Annotated in this window: 15 protein-coding genes; 4 read left to right on the forward strand and 11 right to left on the reverse strand. The window is 74.2% G+C overall.

All coding sequences use genetic code 11. The features are described 5' to 3' along the window. Positions 1–3: 3 nt before the first annotated feature. Both AB0J53_RS32905 and AB0J53_RS32910 read right to left on the reverse strand, forming a co-directional pair. Complete coding sequence (locus AB0J53_RS32905; RefSeq protein ID WP_364179587.1) at positions 4–1,317, reverse strand: serine hydrolase; 1,314 nt, start codon at positions 1,315–1,317, stop codon at positions 4–6. Further along, positions 1,281–3,167 (reverse strand): S9 family peptidase, encoded by a 1,887-nt coding sequence (locus AB0J53_RS32910; protein WP_364179589.1) that lies wholly within the window; start codon positions 3,165–3,167, stop codon positions 1,281–1,283. Before AB0J53_RS32910 ends, AB0J53_RS32905 begins: the two co-directional genes overlap by 37 nt. Positions 3,168–3,468: 301 nt before the next feature. Here AB0J53_RS32910 and tuf point away from each other — a divergent pair, with 301 nt between their 5' ends. Then, positions 3,469–4,635 (forward strand): elongation factor Tu, encoded by a 1,167-nt coding sequence (gene tuf / locus AB0J53_RS32915; RefSeq protein WP_364179591.1) that lies wholly within the window; start codon positions 3,469–3,471, stop codon positions 4,633–4,635. A gap of 132 nt (positions 4,636–4,767) precedes the next feature. Here tuf and AB0J53_RS32920 read toward each other — a convergent pair whose 3' ends face one another. The 6 genes from AB0J53_RS32920 to AB0J53_RS32945 all read right to left on the reverse strand — a co-directional run bounded on the left by AB0J53_RS32920 (position 4,768) and on the right by AB0J53_RS32945 (position 17,104). After that, a complete protein-coding gene (locus AB0J53_RS32920) occupies positions 4,768–7,596 on the reverse strand; it encodes a glycoside hydrolase family 2 TIM barrel-domain containing protein (RefSeq protein ID WP_364179593.1) in 2,829 nt (942 codons plus the stop codon). Positions 7,597–7,607: 11 nt separating this feature from the next. Further along, on the reverse strand, positions 7,608–8,792 hold the full coding sequence (locus AB0J53_RS32925) for a M20 family metallopeptidase (RefSeq protein WP_364179595.1): 1,185 nt from the start codon (positions 8,790–8,792) through the stop codon (positions 7,608–7,610). Continuing rightward, a complete protein-coding gene (locus AB0J53_RS32930; protein ID WP_364179597.1) occupies positions 8,789–9,916 on the reverse strand; it encodes an amidohydrolase family protein in 1,128 nt (375 codons plus the stop codon). Before AB0J53_RS32930 ends, AB0J53_RS32925 begins: the two co-directional genes overlap by 4 nt. 145 nt (positions 9,917–10,061) lie before the next feature. After that, positions 10,062–13,451 (reverse strand): phosphodiester glycosidase family protein, encoded by a 3,390-nt coding sequence (locus AB0J53_RS32935; RefSeq protein WP_364179599.1) that lies wholly within the window; start codon positions 13,449–13,451, stop codon positions 10,062–10,064. Positions 13,452–13,513: 62 nt separating this feature from the next. After that, entirely contained in the window at positions 13,514–15,613 is a 2,100-nt protein-coding gene (locus tag AB0J53_RS32940) for a hypothetical protein (RefSeq protein ID WP_219518982.1), read from the reverse strand. Positions 15,614–15,841: 228 nt separating this feature from the next. Beyond that, positions 15,842–17,104: a Clp protease N-terminal domain-containing protein gene (locus AB0J53_RS32945; RefSeq protein ID WP_364179601.1), complete on the reverse strand. Its 1,263-nt coding sequence runs from the start codon at positions 17,102–17,104 to the stop codon at positions 15,842–15,844. 158 nt (positions 17,105–17,262) lie between these two features. On the opposite strand from AB0J53_RS32945, the gene AB0J53_RS32950 reads away from it, so the two are divergent. The 3 genes from AB0J53_RS32950 (at position 17,263) to AB0J53_RS32960 (ending at position 19,552) form a co-directional block, all read left to right on the forward strand. Next, positions 17,263–17,913: a hypothetical protein gene (locus AB0J53_RS32950; RefSeq protein ID WP_364179603.1), complete on the forward strand. Its 651-nt coding sequence runs from the start codon at positions 17,263–17,265 to the stop codon at positions 17,911–17,913. Positions 17,914–17,955: 42 nt separating this feature from the next. Beyond that, entirely contained in the window at positions 17,956–18,672 is a 717-nt protein-coding gene (gene merB, locus AB0J53_RS32955) for an organomercurial lyase (protein ID WP_364179605.1), read from the forward strand. A gap of 157 nt (positions 18,673–18,829) precedes the next feature. Then, the gene (locus AB0J53_RS32960; protein WP_219518870.1) at positions 18,830–19,552 is read left to right on the forward strand and encodes a VIT1/CCC1 transporter family protein; all 723 of its coding nucleotides are present in this window, start codon (positions 18,830–18,832) and stop codon (positions 19,550–19,552) included. A gap of 69 nt (positions 19,553–19,621) precedes the next feature. Here the strand turns inward: AB0J53_RS32960 and AB0J53_RS32965 are convergent, their stop codons facing one another. From AB0J53_RS32965 to pgi, 3 genes are read right to left on the reverse strand one after another with little or no spacing between them, the layout of a single operon-like run. Continuing rightward, positions 19,622–20,257: a LysE family translocator gene (locus AB0J53_RS32965; RefSeq protein ID WP_364179607.1), complete on the reverse strand. Its 636-nt coding sequence runs from the start codon at positions 20,255–20,257 to the stop codon at positions 19,622–19,624. A 20-nt stretch (positions 20,258–20,277) separates the two neighbouring features. Beyond that, a complete protein-coding gene (locus AB0J53_RS32970; RefSeq protein WP_219518865.1) occupies positions 20,278–20,622 on the reverse strand; it encodes a spore germination protein GerW family protein in 345 nt (114 codons plus the stop codon). A gap of 47 nt (positions 20,623–20,669) precedes the next feature. Next, a complete protein-coding gene (gene pgi, locus AB0J53_RS32975) occupies positions 20,670–22,301 on the reverse strand; it encodes a glucose-6-phosphate isomerase (RefSeq protein ID WP_364179610.1) in 1,632 nt (543 codons plus the stop codon). Positions 22,302–22,429 lie beyond the last annotated feature (128 nt).

The raw sequence follows: 22,429 nt of genomic DNA on the forward strand, positions 1-22,429 counted from the left end.
CGCTCAGCTCACCTTGGGGGTCGCCCTGGCCCCCAGGTGCACGTACGGGGATCCGTCGGGGAGTTCGTAGAACACCGCGGACATCCAGTCGGGGTCGCCGTCGCGGCGGCCGACGAACGTGGTCGCGTCGACGGGGACCAGGCCGAGCTCGACCGGCTCCTGCAGCTCGGCGAGCGGGCCGGTGGCCTCGATGCGCAGCTGGAGGCCGCCCTCCCGCTCGCTGATCGTCATCCGGGCGCCGGCGCGCTCGTAGACGCCCGCGTAGCGGGACGCGTCGACCTCGACCGGCGTCGCGGGCGGGCCGAGCGTCGGCGGCACGGTGATGCCGTCGAGCTCGGCGAACAGCTCGGTGGCGACGGCGTGGGTGAACGCGCCGCTGTGGCCGCCGTTCGCCACGACCGCGACGACCGTGCCGGTGCTGGGCACCACCCACAGCATCGCGTGCTGGCCGATGGTGTTGCCGCCGTGCGAGATGACGCGGTGGCCGTCCCACTCGTCCAGGATCCAGCCGATGCCCCACTGCTTGCCGAGCGTGTGCGGGTTGGGGATGTCGATCTGCGGCTCCCACATGGCCTGCGGGTCGTCCAGCAGGCCGCCCTCCAGGTGCGCGCGGCCGAAGGCGACGACGTCGGCGGCGCGGGCGCAGATGAGCCCGGCCGGTCCGGCGGAGCGCATCAGCCCCCACACCGGGGCGACCTTGCCGCCCTCGATGTGGCCGATGGCGGCCCGGTGGCGCAGCACGTCCTCGGGGAGCGTGCAGGTGTGGGTGAGGCCGAGCGGCTCGATGATCCGCTCGCGCAGCACGGCGTCCCACACCTTGCCGTCGAGCTTCTCCAGGATGCGCCCGGCGACGGTGAACCCGGAGTTGCAGTAGGACTGGGTGACGCCGAGCGGGTGGTTCTGCACCAGGTCGGCGCAGGCCTCGACGTAGCGTTCCACGCAGTCGTCGCCCCGGCCGGTGTCGAGGAACAGGTCGCCGTCGATGCCGCTGGTGTGCGACAGCAGGTGGCGGATCGTGACCGTCTTGGTCACCTCGGCGTCGGCGACGCGGAACTCGGGCAGCACCTCGGCGACGGGCGTGTCGAGGGTGAAGGTGCCCGCCTCGACGTGCTGCATGAGCATCGTCGCGGTCCACACCTTGGTGACCGAGCCGATCTGGAAGAGCGAGTCGGGGGTCGCCTCCACGCCGGTGTCCGCGTTGAGCACGCCGGCGGCGAACTCGTGGACCTGGCCGTCGTGCAGGTAGGCGAGGGCCGCGCCGGGCACCTCGTACTGGGTGATCAGCTCGGCGAACCGGTGACCCATTGCTCCAGCCACGCGATGATCCTCTCGTTGTAGTCCAGGCGGTGTGAGGGGCGTCCGTTGAGAATGAACAGGTGGGAGGCGTTCGGGTAGCGCACCATGCGTACGGGGACGTTCCGCTCGCGCAGCGCGCCGAACCACTGCTCGGCCTGGCTCACCGGGCATCGGTCGTCGGCGTCTCCGTGGAGGATCAGGGTGGGGGCCGTCACGTCGCTCACGTGGGTGAACGGGGACTGGGCGACGACGTCACCTCCACATTCAAAGGTTTTCAGGAAATATCCCATATCGGAGGTTCCTGCCATGCTGACCAGATCGGTCACGGCTCCGCCGGGGATGGCGGCCCTGAACCTGCCGGTGCGCGCCGACAGCCAGCACGTCATGTAGCCGCCGTAGCTGTAGCCGGTGACGGCCTGCCGCTCCGGATCGGCGATCCCGTCGGCGATCAGGTCGTCGAGCGGGCCGAGGAAGTCCTGCTCGTCGGCCAGCCCCCAGGCCCCGGCCGCCGCCGTGTAGAACGCCTCGCCGTACCCGTCGCTGGCGCGCGGGTTCATGGTGAGGACCGTCCAGCCGTTCGCGGCGAGCACCTGGTGGTAGAGGTGCGCGCCGTCGAAGACGGGCGCCCACGCGTTGTGCGGCCCGCCGTGCACGTCGAGCAGCACCGGGCCCGGCCCGTCCCGCGTCTCGTCCCGCAGCACGAAGCCCTCGACCGGCGTCCCGTCGGCCGCGGTGAACGTGCGCCGCACCGGCTCGAACAGCTCCACCCCGTCCAGGGCGTACGCGGTGAGCGGCCTGCCGGGCAGTTCCCGGCACGGCTCGTCCGTGGGGAGGCCGGCCAGGTACACGTCCCCGGCGCTGCGCGGCGTCGACGCCACGTACGCCATCACGCCCCCGGCGACGCTCGCGCCCGACACCACCGCGTCGCCGCCGGCGACCTTCACGGCCGCTCCCCCGCCCGCCGGCAGCGCGTACAGGTGGGTGCAGCCCGCGTCGCGGGCCGCGAACAGCAGCCGGTCGCCCGCGAGCTGCGGCGCCGCGCCCGGGTAGCCGGGGGCGCCCACCATGACGTTGCGGTCGAGCCCGGTCTCCAGCTCCTCGGCCCCGCCCTCGCCGACCGTGTACAGCCGCGTGTGGGCGACCGGCCCGCGCATCCCCGCCACGACCAGCCGCTCACCGAGCCACCACACGCCCACGGCGATCATCTCGGGCCCGGTGAGCCGCTTGGGCTCGCCGCCGGCCGCCTCGACCGTGTAGACGGAGCTCGACAGGTCGAGGTCGCCGTCCGGCTCCATCCCGGCGGTGAACGCGAGCCGCTCCCCGTCCGGGGACCACGCCGGCTGGCCCGCGTGGAAGCCGCCCTCGGTCAGCCGCACCGGCTCGCCGCCGGCCTGCCCCGCTGCCACGACGAACACGTGCGTGGTGACCCCGCGCAGCAGCCCGGCGCCGTCGGCCTTGTAGTCCAGCCGGTCGGCCACCACCGGGGCGTGCGGGTCGACGTCGCCGTGCGGGCCGGCGTACGCGATCCTCGTGCCGTCGGGCGACCACACCGGCGCGCCCGCGCCCAGCGGCGCGGACGTCAGCGCGACCGGCTCGCCGCCGTCCATCGGCAGCAGGCAGATCTGCGGCGGCCCGCCGTCGGCGCGCAGGTACGCCAGCGTGCGCCCGTCCGGCGACCAGCGCGGGCACGAGCCCTCGGCCAGCCGCCGGGGCTCCGCGCCGGGCGCGGCGAGCCAGATCTCGGCACGGTTCTCGTCCGGCTCGCGCCGGGAGGTGGTCAGGGTGTACGCGACCGCGGAGCCGTCGGGCCGCGTCTGGGGATCGGACGGTACGGCGATGCGGAACAGGTCGTCCAGCGTGAGGCGGGGCATGAGGCGAACGCTAGGCCAGCGCCGCCCCGCGTTCTTCGGTCTGCACGACGAAGGCGAGCTCCGACCTTGTACGGCGGGCCAAAGGGAATATCCCGTTGCCCGGGAACGCTCACTGCCTCACTATGGTCACCATGATCCGGCACGCCCTCCTGACGACGCCCCGCACCGCGGGCGCGTCCGGGCTTGCCTGCGACGGCCTGGAGCGCTGACCTCTTCCCGTATGTCCCGAGTGTGACCCGGCGGGGGGAGGTAGCGGCCCGTACGGGTCACCACGGATTCCAGGCGTCAAGAAGGAAGGATCATGGCGAAGCAGGCTTACGCCCGCACCAAGCCGCACCTCAACATCGGCACGATGGGCCACGTCGACCACGGCAAGACCACGCTGACGGCGGCGATCACCAAGGTGCTCGCCGAGCGGGGCCAGGCGACGTACACGCCGTTCGAGCGGATCGACCGGACCCCGGAGGAGCACTCCCGGGGCATCACGATCAACATCTCGCACGTCGAGTACGAGACCGCGACCCGGCACTACGCGCACGTGGACATGCCCGGGCACGCCGACTACGTGAAGAACATGATCACGGGGGCGGCGCAGCTCGACGGCGCCATCCTCGTCGTGTCCGCGCGTGACGGCATCATGCCCCAGACCAGGGAGCACGTGCTGCTCGCCCGGCGCGTCGGCGTCGAGCACCTGGTCGTCGCGGTCAACAAGGCCGACGGCGCCGACCCGGAGCTCACCGACCTCGTCGAGCTGGAGCTGCAGGACCTGCTCGGCGAGCACGGCTACCGCGGCACCCCGATGGTGCGGGTGTCCGGGCTGCGCGCGCTGGAGGGCGACCCGTACTGGACGGCGTCCGTCGAGGCGCTGCTCCAGGCCGTCGACGACCACGTGCCGGTCCCGGTGCGCTACGTGGACGCGCCGTTCCTCATGCCGGTGGAGAACGTCCTGACCATCACCGGCCGGGGCACGGTCGTCACCGGCGCCATCGAGCGCGGCGCCGTGCGCGTCGGCGACACCGTCGAGGCCGTCGGGCTCGGCGGCGAGCTGACGGCCGTGGTGACCGGCGTCGAGACGTTCGGGCGGACGATGGAGCGGGGCGAGGCGGGCGACAACGCCGCCGTGCTGCTGCGCGGCGTCCGGCGCGAGCAGGTGCGGCGCGGCATGGTGCTGGCGGCCCCCGGCCAGCAGCGGGCGCACCGCACGTTCACCGCCCGCGTCCACCTGCTCACGGCGGACGAGGGCGGGCGGCGCAGGGCCGTCGCGCCGGGCTACCGGCCGCAGTTCTACCTGCGCACGACCGACGTGCCGGGCGAGCTGCTGCTGCCCGGGCCCGTCCGGCCGGGCGACACGGTGGACGTCAGGGTCGAGCTCGGCAAGCCGGTCGCGCTCGACCCGGGGCTCGGCTTCGCCATCCGCGAGGGCGGCCTCACGGTCGGCGCCGGCACCGTCCTCACGGTGGACGACTGACCCTCCCGCCGTCACCGCGGGACGCCCCCTCCCCTCCCGGGAGGGGGCGTCAGCGGCTCCGGGCCAGAGACGCCCCCGGCGGGGACCGCCCGGCGCGCCGGGGCCGGGCGGTCGTTGCCGGGGGCGGTGGGGTCAGATCGGGGCGAAAGTGAAGGTGAAGGTGGTGGGGGCGGGCCTCAGTTCGTAGCGGGGCAGGGTGCCGGGGCCACAGGCGGCGGTGCCGATGCCGTGCTGGGCCGCGTCCAGGTGGACGTGCACCCGGTCGCCCGGCACGAGGTCGGGCAGGTGGGTGGCGCGGTCCAGGTCGGCGGTGCTCCAGCGGCGGGCGGTCAGCCCGAACACGGGGTCGCCCGCCACCCGCAGGCCCGCCGCCGGCCCGGTGAGCTCGGCCCAGCGCACGTCCGCGCGCTGCCCGTTCTCCTGCGGGTAGACGTACGGGGTCTGGAGCTCGTCGACGGTGGCGCTCCAGCGGCCGACCCGGGTGGCCATCCCGGTGTCCGGGTACGCCTCGCCGGGCCCCCGGCCGAACCAGGTGACGCGGTCGAAGGCCGCCGGCAGGGTCAGGGCCACGCCGAGCCTGGGCAGCGGCTCGGTCCAGTCGCCGTCGGGCTCGACGTCCACGGTGAGGCCGAGGACGTCGCCGCCGGCGCTCCACCGGTAGGTGACGTGCAGGCCGACGTCGGTGGCGGCGGGCGCGACGCGGGTGCGCACGACCAGGCCGTCGCCGGTCTCGACGGCGTCGACCCGGTGGGTGAGCCGGTGCAGCCCGAGCCGCCGCCAGCGCCGTTCGGCGTCGCTGTAGCGGTCGTTGTCGATCGGCGCCCGCCACAGCTCCAGGCGCGGCCCCTCGACGTCGATCCCGAACAGGCGGGTGAGCCGACCGCCGACCGGGTCGAACACGCCGCCGCCGAGCACGAGCTCACCGCCGGGCGCGGCGGTCACGGACGCGCCCTCCGCGCCGACCGGCCGGGCAGCGTCGTGGTACGGGGCTCCGCCGTCGTGGTAGGGGGCTCCGCCCGTGCCCAGGCGGACCTGGCCGAACGCCACCTCGTGGCCCGCCGGCGCCCACGCCTCGTCGCGGGCCAGCACGGCGCGCACGGTCAGCCACCGCTCACCGTCACCCTCGGGCAGGTCGGGCAGCTTCACCTCGCCCCCGCCCGCGGGCACCTCCAGGGCGAACGCGGCGGCCTCCTCCCCGTCGATCTCCAGCAGGGCGGAGAAGGCCAGCCCGGTCAGGTCGCGGAACCCGTACAGGCAGGTGATCGACACGGCCCCGGCCGAGAAGGCGAACCGGACGGGCTCGTACACCTTCTTGAGGTCCAGCAGCCCGGGTGACGGCGTCCGGTCGGGGAACAGCAGGCCGTCGATGACGAAGTTGCCGTCGTGGACCGGCTCGCCGTAGTCGCCGCCGTAGGCGTGGCCGAGCACCGGGTGGGTGAGCCCGTGGTCGATCCACTCCCAGACGAACCCGCCGGCCAGCCTCGGGTAGCGTTCGAACAACTCCTGGTATTCGGCCAGGCCGCCGGGCCCGTTGCCCATCGCGTGCGCGTACTCGCACTGCAGGAACGGCATCGCGCGCCGCCGGGCGTCGAGCGCCGGGTCGTCCAGCGGCTCCTCCACGCCCCGCCCGATGGCCTCGACCTCGGCGTGGCTGGCGTACATGCGGGAGTAGACGTCCACGTCCGGGCAGGACAGGTCGCCCTCGTAGTGGATGGGCCTGGACGGGTCGCGCTCGCGGGTCCAGGCGGCCATGACGGCGAGGTTGCGGCCGGTGCCGGCCTCGTTGCCGAGCGACCACATGACGACGCTGGGGTGGTTCTTGTCGCGTTCCACCGTGCGGCGCATGCGGTCGAGCAGGGCTTCTTCCCAGCGCGGGTCGTCGATGGGGTTGGCGCGCCAGCCGACCTGGCCGAAGCCGTGGGTCTCCAGGTCGCACTCGTCGATCACCCACAGCCCGAGCTCGTCGCACAGGTCGAGGAAGTCGGGGTGGGGCGGGTAGTGGCTGGTGCGGACGGCGTTGACGTTGTGCCGCTTCATCAGCAGCACGTCCTCGCGCATGGTCTCGTACGGGACGGCGCGGCCGTGGTCGGGGTGGAACTCGTGCCGGTTGACGCCCTTGAACAGCAGCGGCCGCCCGTTGGCCAGCAGCACGCCGTCGACGATGGAGATCGTCCGGAAGCCGATGCGCAGCCGCACGGTCTCGTCGTCGAGCCGCACCTCGGCGTCGTACAGGCGGGGCGTCTCGGCGGTCCACGGCTCGACGTCGAGCGTGACGGGGGTGCCGGGGGCCAGGCCGGTGACGCCGAGCTCGGCGACGGTGAGCAGGCCGGGCCCGTCGAAGCTGAGCGTGCCGCGCCCGTCGTCGTAGGAGGCGTGCACGAACACGTCGGCGGCCGAGCGGGTGAGCGTCACGTCGCGGAAGATGCCGGGCAGCCACCACATGTCCTGGTCCTCCAGGTAGCTGGCGGCCGACCACTGGTGGACCCGGACGGCGAGCACGTTGCGCCCGGGGCGCAGCCAGGGCCCGGCGTCGAACTCGGCGGGCAGGCGGCTGCCGGTGGTGAAGCCGAGCTCGTGCCCGTTGAGCCACACCTTGGCGTACGACTCGACGCCGTCAAACCGCAGCCGCCCGCCGGTCCAGCCCTCGGGCAGGTCGAAGACCCGGCGGTAGTCGCCGGTGGGGTTCTCCGACGGCACGTGCGGCGGGTCGATCGGGAACGGGTAGGACACGTTGGTGTAGGCGGGCGCGCCGTGGCCGTGCAGCGGCCAGTGCGACGGCACGGGCAGCTCGTCCCAGCCGGAGTCGTCGTAGCCGGGGGCGGCGAAGTCGTCGGCGACGCGGGCGTGCGGCGAGAGCCGGAAGCGCCAGGGGCCGTTGAGGTCGAGGGAGGGTGCGTCGGAGCGGAGAGCCGCCCTGGGAGCCAGGCGGCCGGAACCGGGGGTGAATGTCTCGATGTCCATCGCCGCCGAGCCTAGAGGCTGGCGGTGCTTTCGTCAGCGGCGAGGTAGCCGGCCAGCATGCTCTCCGCGACGGCGCCCACGCTGGCGTCGTCCGGCAGGAATTCAGGCGTGTGCAGGCCGGTCTCGGTGTCGACGCCGACGAACATCATCAGCGACGGCACCAGCGCCCCGTACTGGGCGAAGTCGTCCGCGCCGCACGAGCGCAGCTCGGCGGTGACAGTACGGCCCTGCGCACGCAGCAGCTCGCCGGTCCGCACGGCCAGGGAGGCGTCGTTGACCAGCACGGGCTCGCCGGGCAGGACCGTCACCTCGGCCTCGCAGCCGTGCGCCCTGGCCACGTCGGCGGCCATCTGGGCGAAGCGCTCGTGCAGGGTCTCGCGCCAGGGCTGCGACAGCGACCGGAGCGTGCCCCGGGCGACGGCCTCGCCGGGGATGGCGTTGGGCGCGGTGCCGGCGTGCACGGTGCCGAAGGTGACCACGGTCGGCGTCATCGGGTCGGCGGCCCGGCTGACGAGCTGCTGGGCGGCCACGATGACCTGCGCCATCGCCACGACGGGGTCGCGGGCCAGGTGCGGGTAGGCGGCGTGCCCCTCCTTGCCCCTGACCGTCACCCGGAACTCGTCGGAGGAGGCGTTGACCGCGCCGGGCGTGCAGGCGATGACGCCGTCGTCCAGCACCGGCTGCACGTGCGCGCCGATCATGGCGGTGATCCGGTGGCGGCCGAGCGCCCCGGAGCGGACGATGTCGGCGGCCCCGGAGGGGTAGCTCTCCTCGCGCGGCTGGAGCACGACGACGAGCGGCGTGACGCCGCCGTCGCGGGGGCCGAGCACGTCCGTCACCCGGTCGACGGCGCGGGCGAGCGCGACCACGGCGGCCAGGTGCACGTCGTGGCCGCAGGCGTGCATGGCGCCGTTGACCGACGCCCACGGCACGCCGGTCCGCTCGACGATCGGCAGCCCGTCCAGCTCGCCGCGCACGCCGACGGCCGGTCCGGCGCCGCCCACGCGCAGCAGCGCGCCGGTGCCCGCGACGTGCTCCACCTGGCCGCCGGGCAGCGCGTCGAGCACCCGTTTGAGCGTCGGGCCCTCCTTGCCGGACAGCCGGGGCTCGGCGTGCAGCTCGCGCCGCAGCTCCACGGCCGTGTGCAGCTCGCGCCGGAGCACCTCGCGCAGCAGGACGTCGCGGCGGCTGGTCACGGCGCCCCCAGACCGTAGACGCGGCGGGCGTTGTCCGCGCCCACCATCGCCGCCACCCGAGCCGCCTGCGCCGCCGACCACTCCCCTTCGGCGACGAAGCCGCCCAGCACCCGGGCCATCGCCCGGCGCCACAGCTCGGCGCCGAGGAAGTGCAGCTCGGCCGGCCCCCACGCGTCGGAGGAGAACAGCAGCTTGGCGAACGGCGCCACCTCCAGGCTCTCGGCCACCAGCGCGGCGCAGGCGGCGCCGCTGTAGTGCAGGCCCAGGCCTACATCGAAGTAGACGTTCGGGTACGCGTGCGCGAGGTAGCCGGCCTGGCGCTGGTACGGGTAGCAGTGCAGGAGCAGCAGCGGCACCCCGGACGGCTCGGCCCGCTCGATCAGCCCGCGCAGCAGCAGCGGGTCGGAACGCCGCAGGTCCAGGTCGGGGTCGCCGAGCCCGGTGTGGATCTGCAACGGCAGGCCGCGCTCGATCCCGGCCCAGACGGCGTGGCGCAGCAGCACCGGGTCGTCCAGCCGCGCGCCGCCCCCGGCCAGCCAGCGGCCGGCCGCCTCGGTCACCTCGGCGGCCGCAGGCGGCTCGGGGTCGGCGTCGAGGCCGTGCCGGTAGGCCAGGACGGTCTTGACCGCCCGGGCGGTGCGGGTGCGCTCGGCCAGCGTCTCGGTGAAGCGCCCTGCGTAACCGGCGGCGTCGACGCCGGTGGCCGCGACCTGTTCGGCGACGGCCTCCAGCCGGACCACCTCGTCCACCGGGGCGCCGGTGACCTCGGCCATGCCGGACGGGCCGAGAATCTCGCCGGGCCGGTAGCCGGTCTCCACCAGGTAGTGGCCGACGCCGGAGGCGCCGAGCAGGCGGCGGTTGACCTCGTCCGCGCCGAGCCGGGCGCGCCTGGCCAGGTACGCCTCGGGCGCGGTGTGCGGCTCCAGCCCGAGCAGCGGCGCGCAGTGGCGCAGGATCGCGTGACCGAGCTGGGAGTCGAACTGCGTCATCCAGGAGGGCACGGGCCGGTCGGACTCGGTGATGAGCTCCTCGAACGCGGTGCGCGACAGGTCGTGCCCGGTGGCGCCGTGCACGTGGTGGTCGACCAGCGGCAGGTCGCGCAGCGCGGTGATCAGGTCGGTCACTGGGAGGGTCCTACCCGGTTGTCGGACTTCGGCATCCTCCCTCCGTTCCCGCGAGATCGCCTCCCGAACGCCCCGCCCGCGAAGGGGCGGGGCGCCCGGGGGCGATCAGGCCGCGGCTCAGAGGTCAGAGCCGCGGCCTTGGCGGTCAGGCGGCGGCCTTGGCGGTCAGGGCGACGCCTGACTGCCGGGTGACGCCGTTGACCGTCACGGCGACCGTGACGTTCCCGGGCCGCAGCGCGGTGAGCGTGCCCGCCTCGGGGTCGAGGACGGCCACGTGCCACGGCTTGGCCGTCTGCCGGGGTCCGACGTGCAGGTTGGGCGAGCCCGACCAGCGCGCCGACACCGGGTAGGCGGCCGGGACCGCGCGCTCGTCCTGCTTGACGGTCGCCGACACCGGGGCCGGCGCGCCGACCGCGACGGTGGCCGGAGCGGTCAGCGTGAACTCGTCGACGTGCGGCCTGACCTGGGCGCCGATCCACGTGGGCGCGTCGGCGAACCAGTTGCGTCTGACGTGCTCGGCCTCCTTGCCCGTCACCGGGTCGACGCCCCACAGGGACCAGCCGGTGAAGCCGCCGTCGCCGGGCGCGGTGGCCGGGTTCTTGCCGGAGTTGCCGTTGATGAAGTACGGCACCGCGTCCACGCGGGAGGCGTGGAAGGTCCCGACGTGCGCGCCGATGAACGCGGCGCCCTTGCCGGTGTCACGCTGGAAGCCGGCCAGCCAGCCTTCGACCAGCGCGGCCTCCTTGCGGTCGCCGAGCTGGCTGCCCTTGCCGGGCGTCGGGTCGCGCGGCGGCACGTGGAACAGCACCGCCACCGAGCCGACCGAGGAGTCGCGAGCGGCCTCGTCGAGCTCCGAGCGCAGCAGGGCGACCTGCTCGAAGCCGCCGCCGCGCAGGTTGAGGCGGGAGGTGTCGAGCGTGATGAACCGGGTGCCCTTGTGGTCGAAGGTCCGGTACGTGTCGCCGAAGACGGCCCGGAAGTTGTCGATCTTGCCGCCCATCACCTCATGGTTGCCCGGGATGTAGTGATATTTCAGCTCACCGCCGAGTTCTTCGTCGAGGATGCGCTTGGCCAGCGCGAAGTCCTCCGGCGACGCCTCGTCCACCAGGTCACCGTTGATCACCAGGAAGTCGGGCTTGGCCGCCTTGATCTCGCGCAGCGTGCGCCGGGCGTTGCGGACGATGTCGCTGTCCGGATCACGCGCGACGAACTGGGCGTCCGACATGACCGCGAACCGCCACGGCATGTCGCCGACCTCCGGCCGCACCACCGGATCGGCCACGGCCGGGACCTCGGGCGCCTCGACCGACGGCGGCACCTTCGCCACCAGCCCGTCGATCAGGATCTCGTTGGTGTACGAGGCCGCGGCCTTGGTCTCGGCCACGTAGAAGCGCCGCAGCTTGAGCGGGTAGTTGACGCCCGGCGGCACCGCGAACTCGACGAACTTCCAGCCCGTCCACGTCAGGTACGGGCCGCGCAGGATCTGCGACTGCCCGGCCGCGTCGTAGAACTCCAGGCTGGGCCACTCGCCCTTGCCGGTGGAGTGGATCCACAGGCCGAACGCCTGCGGCTGGCCGTTCACCACGATCTGCTCGGGCGGGCTGGCGTACGCGGCGCGGGTGGCGGTGGACTGGGTGAAGTCGTAGGCGAGCTTGAGCCCGCCGCCGCTCTGGCCGGGCGCGGCCGACAGCGAGCCGGTGGCGCGCGCGGTGGCGAACTTCCACGAGGCGGCGTTCTCGAAGTCGGCCACCGACTGGTCCTCGAAGCCGACCGTCACCGGCACCGCGGTGCTGATCTTGCCAACCTTGGCGGTGATGAGCCCCGACCCGGTGGGCCGCTTGGCCTTGACCGTGAAGTAGCCCTGCTCGGCCGCGGTGACCTCGAACAGGTCACGGTCATAGTCGAGCGTGAGGTCGGCCGGCTCGATGGGCGCGCTGTTGCCGTTGCGGTCGTAGCCGACGACGCCGAACGCGGCGGTGCCGTCCTGGCCGGGCAGGCCGACCCGGTCGGCGGTGGCGCCGAGCCGCCGCAGCGGCTGCAGCACGGTCAGCTCCAGGGTGCCCTTGGCCTTGCCGCGCGAGGCGGTGACCTTCGCCTGGCCGGGGACCAGGGCGTGGAACCTGCCGTCGCGCACGACGCCGTGCACGGCCGGGGTGGAGCGCCACAGGGGCGTGCCGGACGCGGGCCCGTACGTCTCGTCGTAGCCGGCGGCGGTCAGCCGCCGGGTGAGCCCGGGGAAGACGCGGTCGGGGCGGCCACCGGCGACGGGGGCCGCGCCGGGCGCCCTGGCCGGGTCGGTGGCGGTCTCCAGCCAGAAGCCCTTGAGCTTGCCGCTGCCCTCGGGCGCGTAGAGGGCCAGGCCGTTGGGCACGTGGCGCTCGCCGCCGTCGGAGGGGCTGTTCTCCACCTGGACGTCGGCCTGGCCGGGCTCGCGGGCGAGCAGCGTGGAGGAGCCGCCGCCGTCGAGGTTGAGCGCGTCGGCGGCGCCGAGGTCGGCCATCATGGCGGCCAGCTCGTCGAGCGTGACGCCGCGGCTGTCGGCCTGGCGGCCGTCCACCGTGAGCAGGTACATCTTCCTGCCGTCGGCGGAGAAGCCGACCGCGGTGCGCGGGTGGGCCGACTGGTCGGACGAGTGCTGCACGGCGCCGTCCTTGACCAGGACGTAGTTGCCGCCGACCGCGGACTCGACGGCGCCGCCGTCGGAGGCCTTCGGCTGGTAGCGCACGTCGACCCGGTCGCCCGGCTTGAGCGCGGCCAGGGCGCTCGCACCGGCGTCGCGGCCGAGCAGGATCGTGGTGCCGGCCGTGACGGGGCCGCTGCCGGCCTCCTGCCGCACCGCCGCGACCACGCCGTCCTTGAGCTCGACCTCGGTGACCGAGGCGGCGCCCTCGACGGCGCGGGCCCGGGTGTAGGAGCCCCACAGCGGGGTGAACAGGCCGACGCCGTTGTTCTGCACGATCTGGTTGAACTGGGTGAGCGTGACCGGCGCGCCGCCCTCGGGGGTGGCGGTGCCCTCGAAGTACATCTTGAGCACCCGGCCGACGCCGTCGGCGCTGACGGCGACCGCGTTCTCGTGGCCGGCGCGCGGCGACTGGACGAGCTCGCCGTTCTGGACGCCGATGCCCTGGGCGGCGCCGGAGTTGTTGATGTCGAAGAAGTCGCCGTTGACGGCGGCGACGGCGCGCGAGCGCTTGGCCGGTCCGGACAGCGGCTCGGTCTTCGACACCTCGCCGGAGTACACGTACCCGGCCTTCGCGCCGCCGCCGAGGTCGGCGGTGAGCGCGTCGGCGCGCAGCCAGCCGAGCGCGTCGTAGGTGTCGAAGGAGGTCAGGGTGATGCCGGGCGCGACGGGCCGGGTCTTCTTGTCCGTCTCCAGCCTGCCGCCGGGGGCGTCCGAGGCGGCGATCAGCGTGGAGGGCGGCGGATAGGACGACGCGGTGAGCGCGTCCTCTGCGGGGGGTGTGGGCTCGGCGTGAGCGGGGGACGCCGCGGTTAACACCAGAGCCGCGGCGGCCAGATAACGGAGGGTCTGCACGACCGAACTCAATCGCCCATGGATATAACTTTCAAGACTTGGGGATGAACTAAAAGAAAATTTCAGATCTTGCCGGCGACGACCCGCTCATCGGGCGCCCCGTCACCGGCTCCGGCCTCCTGCGGGGCCGACCTGATGCCCGCGTAGAGCACCAGCGGCACCGCCGTGGCCACCGCCATCGACAGCACGGCCGTGCCCGAGTCGTTGACCAGCATGCCGACGACCCCGCTGACCAGGGCGCCGATGAGCCCCGCCCGCAGCATCGGGGTGCGCGCGAACGCCCTCGGCACGATGCCCGCGCTGATCTTCTCCGGCCGCAGGATCGCGAAGACCAGGAACGCCAGCCCGGCGATGACGATCGGCATGAGGTTGGGCGAGAGCATGGTGTTGAGCATGGCGCCGAGCTTGCGCATGATCATCGGCCAGAACGTGCCGTCGATCACCTGCCCGACGAACCTGCCCAGGTGCGTCTGCGCGGCCGGGGGCCGCAGGTGGTCGAGCACCGCGATGATCGACACGGCCACGCCGCCCAGCACGCAGAACGCGCCGAGCTTCACCACCGACACCTTCCGGCCCGCCACGAGCAGCGCGGTCACCGCGATGCCCGGCACGAACGCGATCACGCCGCCGAAGTCGCTGCCCACGCCCGGCCAGCCCGCCAGCAGCATCGCGACCACGCCGAGCCCGGCCACCACCCACACCGCGGCCCGCCTGTGCCCGCGCCGCACCAGCCGGTCCGCGGCCATCGCCGTGGTCATCAGCACACCCGTCGCCAGCAGCGCGAACGGGATGTTGGCCAGCCCGTAGTAGCGCCCGCCGACCACGGCGGTGTAGCCCATGAGGCTGTTGAACTGCAGGTACGTGCCGGTCAGCAGGTCGGCGACGAGCACCAGGCCGGTGAACGTCGCCACCACCGCCGGCGGCCCCAGCGGGTCGCGCCGCCACGGCCCGCCCACCGCCAGCCCCACGATCGCCAGGTCGATCGCCACGACCGCGCAGACCAGCGGGACGATCGGGTACGTGCCCTGCACCCAGGGCACCAGGTTGACCAGGTACGTCGAGACGGGGACCGCCGCCAGGCCGAGCGCCACCGGGCCGATCGCCCCCGGCCGCCTGCGCCGCGACAGCACGAAGTAGGCGATCGCGTAGAAGAACACCGTGATCGTGGCGAAGACGGTGAAGAACACGCCGGTCGCGCTCCGTACGGTGGTGGCCTTGAGGTCGGCCTCCCGCAGCCGCTCCACGCCCGCGTCCCGGCCGGCGACGTCGCCGGGGGTCCAGGCGATGCCGATGACCGTGGGCGGCACCGGGATGCCGGCGGCGGTCAGCACCGTCGTCGTGATGTCGGTGAGGATCACGATGTCCTCGCGCCGGGTGGAGCTGGTGCCGAGGATCGCCCCGCGCGCCTGGTCGTGCTTCCACATGGCCACGCGCAGGTGCGGCACCGAGCCGTGGTCGCCGTTGCCGGCCAGCACCACCTGGGTCCCGGCGGGCAGCTTGGCCAGCGCCGCGCCGACCTCCGCGTCCGCCGCCCGCACCGCCGCGCGCCGCGCCTCCGGCGTGATCGCCTCCGGCTCCCTCGACAGCTTGCCGTCGGCGCCGAGATAGGGCCTGATCAGCTCGTCCACGTCCACGGCGACGACCTTGCAGCGCGACCAGTCGGCCAGCGAGGCCGGGTCGGGCGCGTACACGTCGACGCGGCCCTCACGGTCGCCCAGCGCCAGCGCCGCGCCCCGGCCGACCGCCGTCGTGCACTCCCCCGCCGCCTGCACGGCCGCGCCGAGCGTGCCCACGTAACCGCCGTCACGCTTGGCCAGGATGCCGGCGAACCCCGGCACCACCGCGCCCTCGCCCCGCCGCTCCGGCTCCGGCGGCAGGCCGCAGCGCTGCCCGAACGCCGACCGCACGCCCGCCGAGACGGTCAGCCAGCCGTCGTACGGGCACGCCACGGTGCCCAGGGTCTTGACCGACACCGAGCCGAGATCGCTCTGCCCGGCCAGCCGCCACAGGTTCGGGGCCGACTCGGGGGTGACGTCGTCCCAGTGCAGGCCCGGCACGCCGATGAAGGCCACCCGGCCGGGAGCGGCGTCGTCGGTCGCCGCCACGGCGGGCGCCGCCCACCACAGCGTCGAAGCGACCAGCAGGAAAAGCGCCCACCTCACCGTTGGCCCCCATGCGGAGAAGGAAGGGAGTGCGGCGGGGCCGCCCCGCGCCACTCATGTCATGGAACGCAGGCAACCTAGCACGGGAGCAGCCGCGGAGGTGATCCTTTTCACGCCCCGGGACCGGGTGCGGCACAGGCTCCCGGGGCGCGGCTCACAGGAAGGCGGCCACGACGATCCCGGCGACGATCAGGGCCGCCGCGGTGAGCACGACGGCACGGGCGATCGTCACGGCGAGGCGTCCGGGGTGAGGCCCGCCCGCTCCTCCAGGCGCTCCAGCCGCCGGATCACGGGCTGCAACTGGTCCCGCATCACGGCGGCCAGCATCTGCGCTGGGTCCTGCGTTCCGCCCGCGGGGGCGCCCGCCACGGGCCCGCCCGCCGCGGGGGCGCTCGCCGTCGGGGCCTGCTGGGCCTGGGCGCGCAGGTGGACGTAGCCCGCGAGCGCGGCGACCACCGCCCGGCGGGTCAGCCTCGGCTCCGCGCCCAGGCCGCGCAGCACCTGCCCGGCCGTCCCGTCCGGCTCGTTCACCAGGCCGAGCAGGAGGTGCTCGCAGCCGATGTAGTTGTGCCCGAGCGAGGCGGCCTCGTTCACGGCGAACTCCAGCGCATTGGCCGCCGCCCCACTGAACCGCCCCCCACCCTGCTCCCCAGAGGAAGCCACCCCGGAGGCAGCGCCTTCGGAGGCAGCGCCTTCGGGGGCGACACCTTCCGGGGCGGCACCTTCGGGAGACGGCGCATCGGCGGACCGGGGGGCCGCACCCCCGGCGGCCGGCCCCTCGGAGGCCCGGAGACCGACCCCCTCGGCGGCTGGCACCCCAGCAGCTCGGGGACCGGCCCGTTCGGCAGAGGCAGCGCCTTCCGGCGCGGCGCCTTCGGGAGACGGCGCATCGGCGGACCGGGCGGCCGGCCCCCCGGAGGCCCGGAGACCGACCCCCTCGGCGGCCGACCCGCCGGAGGCGAGCGCGCCGGCGCCCTCGGGGTCCGTCCCGCCGGGCCGTCGGTCGGCACCCTCCGGGGCCCCGGGGAGGCCGTGGGCGCCTTCCGTGCCAGGGGCGGCAGCGGCCCTGGCGGCGCCCTCCGGGGGCGGAACCCCCGGGAGGCGGGAGGCGCCTTCCGGGGTTGGGGCGGGCGGGAGGTGAGGGCGGGCGTGGGCGGGGTCGATGTCCATGGCGCGCAGGACGTGCAGGGCGAGGTTGGTGCCCTCGTCGAGCATGGCGGCGAGCAGGTGCTCGGTGCCCACGGCGGGGGCGCGGCCGGCGGCGGCGAGGTCGGCGGCGCGTTTGAGGACCGTGCGGGTGCGGGCGGTGAGGTGGCTGAGCGCCCCGGACGGCCGGTCCGGGTCGAGGTCGGCGGGGACGCTGGCGCGGATCGCCGTCACCCGGCGCACCGCCTGCTCCAGCGCCCGCTGGCAGATGGCCGACACGGGCACCCCCGCCTCCTTGACGGCCTCCGCGAGCTCGTCGGGCAGATAAACGTTGATCTTCGGCACGCGACCTCCTCCTTCGACTATGCCCCCACTATAACCCCACACGGGTTATATGATCCCCGAGCTGGAGAAGACTGGCTTTGCCGCGGCCGGGAGCGCAGACTGGAAGGACGGCGATCCCGCGAAACAGTGGAGCACCCGTGGACAACCACCTTGATCACATGCCGGTTCTGTCCCGAGGCAGGCATCGCAACCCCAAGCGGGGCGCCTGCTTCATGGAGCTGGCCTCCTACCTGGCCGGAGAGCGGTGGAGCGACCACCCCGCCTGCACCCATCCGCTGCTGGCGGCCCTCGCCCGGCTGGTCAACGACAACATCGGCGACGCGCAGCGCGGCCGGCTCGTGGAGCTCGTCCCGTCGATCATCGGCCTGACCTCCGACGACCTGCGGGTGGACGCCCACATCGCGCTGCGCTGCGCCACGACGGCGCTGCCCGTAGCGGCGGCCGAGCGGCAGCTCGCGCTGGCGGTTTCGGTGCTGGCGGCCGAGGAGATGCTGGCCAGGCTCGACGGCCGGCCGCCGGGGCGGCTGAGCGAGCGGAGCCGGGCGGCGATGGAGCAGGTGCCGCAGGCCGCCGCGCAGGCGCGCAAGTTCAGCCGGGCGGCGCGGATCACCGAGAAGGGCTTCCGCCGCTACGCCGCGCCCAACGCGGTCCAGCTCGCCGTGGTGGGCATCGTCCAGGCGTGCGTCCCGGACCCGGACCCGCTGCTGCGTGACCTGCTGGCGGGGGCGATCGCCGACTGCGCCGCCCTCATCCAGGCAGGAGAAACCCGGCAGGCCGTCACGAACCCTCTCCCGGTCCCCCTGTCCTGAGCGGACCGGGCCGTACCCTTGACCCTCTGGATGGGGGTGGGGATGGACGACGAGGACGTGCGGGTGGCCGTGTACGCCGGGTTCGCCCGTACGGGACGGGCCCCCGGGGTCGAGGAGCTGGCCGCGACCACCGGCGCCGGGCCCGGCGAGGTGCGGCGGGCGTTGCGGCGGCTGCACGGGGCCCGGGCACTGGTGCTGGGCGACAGCGACAGCGACAGCGACAGCGACAGCGACGAGGGCAAAGGCGAGGGCCAGGGCCAGGGCGGCGCGATCGTCATGGCGCACCCGTTCTCGTCGGTGCCGCTGGGGTTCTCGGTCATGGGCCGGGAGACGCTGTGGTGGGGCGGCTGCGCGTGGGACGCGTTCGCCGTGCCGCACCTGCTCAAGGACGAGCCCGAGGTGCTGGTCGCCACCCGGTGCCCCGGGTGCGGGACGCCGCACGCCTGGTCGGTGGGGCGCGCCGCGCCTCCCCCGGGTGAGCAGGTGGCGCACTTCCTGGTCCCGGTGGCCCGCATGTGGGACGACGTGGTGCGGACGTGCTCGAACCAGCGGCTGTTCTGCTCGGCGGGCTGCGTGGACGGGTGGCTGGCGCGTACGGGGCTGCCGCGCGGTTACGTGATGGACGTGCCGGCGCTGTGGCGGCTGGCCCGGGGCTGGTACGACGGCCGCCTGGAGCGCGGCTACACCCGCCGGGAGCCGTCCGAGGCCGCCGCGCACTTCGCCGCCGCCGGGCTGGACGGCCCGTTCTGGGGCCTCTGAGACCTCCGCCCCGACCTGCGCCTTTTCTCGTCAAAACGTTCGGGAAGCGGTTCCGCCCGAGGGCGGAACCGCAGGTCAGGCAAGCCTCCCCTTCGTTGCGGATCATGCCGACATATGTCTAAATGTCGGACGAGTTGGTCTTATGGGAGGGAATGTCATGACTATTGAGCTGGAGCGGACGTACTCGCCCGAGAAGCACCACAGCCACCGTGACGTGACCGGCGGCTGGCTGCGGCCGGCGGTGTTCGGCGCCATGGACGGCCTGGTGTCCAACTTCGCGCTGATCGCCGGGGTGGTGGGAGCCGCCGGGGCCGGGCGGGGGGCCGTGCTGGCGGGGTTCGCCGGGCTGGTGGCCGGGGCGTGCTCGATGGCGGCGGGCGAGTACACGTCGGTGAAGTCGCAGACCGAGCTGATGCGCGCCGAGATCGCCGTGGAGCGCCAGGAGCTGGCCAGGAACCCGGAGGGCGAGCGGGCCGAGCTGGCCGCGCTCTACCGTTCGCGGGGCCTGGACGCCGAGCTGGCCGACCGGGTGGCGGCGGGCCTGTCGGCCGACCCGGAGCAGGCGCTGCGCGTGCACGTGCGGGAGGAGCTGGGCGTGGACCCGGACGACCTGCCGTCGCCGCGCCTGGCCGCCGCCGCGTCGTTCGGCGCGTTCGCGCTGGGCGCGCTGGTGCCGCTGGCGCCGTTCCTGTTCGGGGCGTCGGGGCTGACGCTGGCCGTGGTGCTGAGCGTGCTGGGGCTGTTCGGGTTCGGGGCGGTGGTGGCGGTGATGACGGCCCGCCCGTGGTGGCTGGGCGGCCTGCGCCAGCTCGCGCTCGGCGTGGGCGCGGCCACGGTCACGTTCGGGCTGGGCCACCTGCTGGGCGTGACCATCGCCTGACCGGCCCGCGCCCGAGCCGGTACGCGCCCCGCCCCCGTTCCCGGTACGCGCCCCGTACCGGGAAGGGGGTCAGGGGCGGGCGGCGGTGGCGAGGTTGACGCCGAGGGCGACGAGCGCGGCGCCCGTGAGGCCGTCGAGCGTGCGGCGGACGGCGGGCCGGGCGAACGCGCGGCGCAGCGCGCTGACGACGTTGGCCACGGTGAGGAACCACAGCACGGTCCCGGCGAGCGCGATCAGCGACAGCAGCAGCGTGTCGGCGAGCGAGGCCCCCGCGGAGAGGAACTGCGGCACCAGCGCGACGAAGAACAGCGCCGCCTTGGGGTTGAGCACGTTAGTGAGCAGCCCTTCGGCGAAGGCCGCCCACGGCCCCCTGCCACCCGTGGCGGGCGCGTCGAGGGCGAGCCCGCCGCCGCCCTTGACCGCCGCGCGCAGCGCCTTGGCGCCCAGGTAGAGCAGGTAGGCGGCGCCGACGATCTTGACCACGGTGAACGCCACCGCCGAGGCGGCCAGCAGCGCGGCCACGCCGGTCGCGGCGGCGACGACCCACACGAACACGCCGAGGGAGATGCCCGCGGCGGCGGCCATGCCGTGGCCGCGCCCCGACAGCGCCGAGCGGCGCACCACGACCGCGAAGTCCGGGCCGGGCGACATCGCGCCGAGCATCACCACGCCGCCGAAGGCCACGATCTGCGTCAGAGAGGTCATGGCCCCCAGCGTAGAGGCGATCACCGCTTGCGGCGGCCCCGGCGTTTGAGGATCGCGCGCAGCGTCAGCAGCAGCACGACGGCGACGGCCTGGCCGCCGAGCACGATGCGGTTGACGTCGACGGCGGGCTGCCAGCGGACGTCGCCGTCCTTGACGACGAAGACGCCGGCCGGGGCGGCGGCGACGCCGTAGCCGGAGCCGCTGCCCTGCTCACCCTGCCCGCCGGTGCCCTGGCCGCCCCCGCCGCCGTGGGCGACCCGGGCGACCGGGATGATCGTCACGCCGTCGCGCTCGACGGGCTCGCCGAACACGCGCCCGACCGTCGCGGCGTCCTTGGCCTGATCCACCAGTCGCATGATGTCCATGCGGCCATGCTCTCCCCGCGACGGCCCGGGCGCCAGCGCCCTCAGGGTCAGACGCGCCGTCCGCGCAGCTCGCGGTAGCGGCGCACGAGCAGCTCGGTCGACGGGTCGGGGAACTCGGCGGGCGGCTCGGCGGAGGTGAGCGCGGGAGCCAGGTCGAGCGCCATCTTCTTGCCCAGCTCGACGCCCCACTGGTCGAAGGAGTCGACGCCCCAGATCGTGCCCTCGACGAACACGGCGTGCTCGTAGAGGGCGACGAGCTGGCCGAGCGTGGAGGGCGTCAGCTTGGGCGCCAGGATGGTGGAGGTGGGCCGGTTGCCCGGCATCACCTTGTGCGGCACGACCTCGGGCGCGGTGCCCTCGGCGGCGATCTCCTCGGCGGTCTTGCCGAACGCCAGCGCCGAGGTCTGCGCCAGCAGGTTGGCGGTCAGCAGGTCGTGCATGCCCTCGTGGTCCTCGTACGGCTCGGCGAAGCCGATGAAGTCGGCCGGGACGAGCCGGGTGCCCTGGTGCAGGAGCTGGTAGAAGGCGTGCTGGCCGTTGGTGCCGGGCTCGCCCCAGAAGATCTCTCCGGTGTCGACGGTGACGGGGGTGCCGTCGGCGCGCACCGACTTGCCGTTGGACTCCATCGTGAGCTGCTGCAGGTAGGCGGGGAAGCGGTGCAGCCGCTGGCTGTAGGGCAGCACGGCGCGCGTCTGGGCGCCGAAGAAGTCGGTGTACCACACCCCGAGGAGGCCGAGCAGCACCGGCATGTTGGCCTCGAACGGGGCGGTGCGGAAGTGGCGGTCGATGGCGTGGAAGCCGGCCAGCATCTCGCGGAACCGGTCGGCCCCGATCGCGATCATGAGGGACAGGCCGATGGCGCCGTCGTAGGAGTAGCGTCCGCCGACCCAGTCCCAGAAGCCGAACATGTTGCCGGTGTCGATGCCGAACTCGGCGACCTTGGCGGCGTTGGTGGAGACGGCGACGAAGTGGCGGGAGACGGCGTCCTCGCCGAGCGCGCCCACCAGCCAGTCGCGGGCCACCTTGGCGTTGGTGAGCGTCTCCAGGGTGGTGAAGGTCTTGGAGCTGACCACGAACAGCGTCGTGGCCGGGTCGAGGCCGCGCAGGTTGCCCGAGATGTCGGCCGGGTCGACGTTGGAGACGAACCGGGCCTCGATGCCGGCGTCGGCGTAGTCGCGCAGCGCCTCGTAGGCCATCGCCGGGCCCAGGTCGGAGCCGCCGATGCCGATGTTGACCACGGTGGTGATGGGCTGCCCGGTGGCGCCGCGCCATTCCTGGGACCGGACCCGGCCGGCGAACTCGCTCATCCGGTCGAGCACCGCGTGCACGTCGCCCGTCACGTCCTGGCCGTCCACGACCAGCTTGTCCCCGGCGGGGGCGCGCAGCGCGGTGTGCAGCACGGCGCGGTCCTCGCTGACGTTGATGTGCTCACCGGTGAACATCGCCTCGACGCGCTCACGCAGCCCGGCCCGCTCGGCCAGGCGCACCAGCAGGCCGATGGTCTCCTCGGTGGCGCGGTGCTTGGCGTAGTCGAGGTAGAGGTCGCCGGCGGTCACCGTCATGCGGGCGGCCCGGCCGGGATCGTCCGCGAACAGCTCGCGCAGATGCCTGCCCGCCAGCTCCTCATGATGCTTCTCCAGGGCCGCCCACTCCTGGCTCCGGGTGATGTCGCCGCTCACGTTTCCTCCTGGCACCGTCAATCCGATCTCATCCGGCCGATCACCGCCGGCCGGTCACATCGTCCCGCAACCCCGTACCCCCCGGTCCTCATTCCGCGCATGGCGGAGCGGACTCTTTGCCGGCCGGT

It is taken from the genome of Nonomuraea sp. NPDC049725, assembly GCF_040674795.1.
GTDB classification, from domain to species: Bacteria; Actinomycetota; Actinomycetes; order Streptosporangiales; family Streptosporangiaceae; genus Nonomuraea; species Nonomuraea ceibae.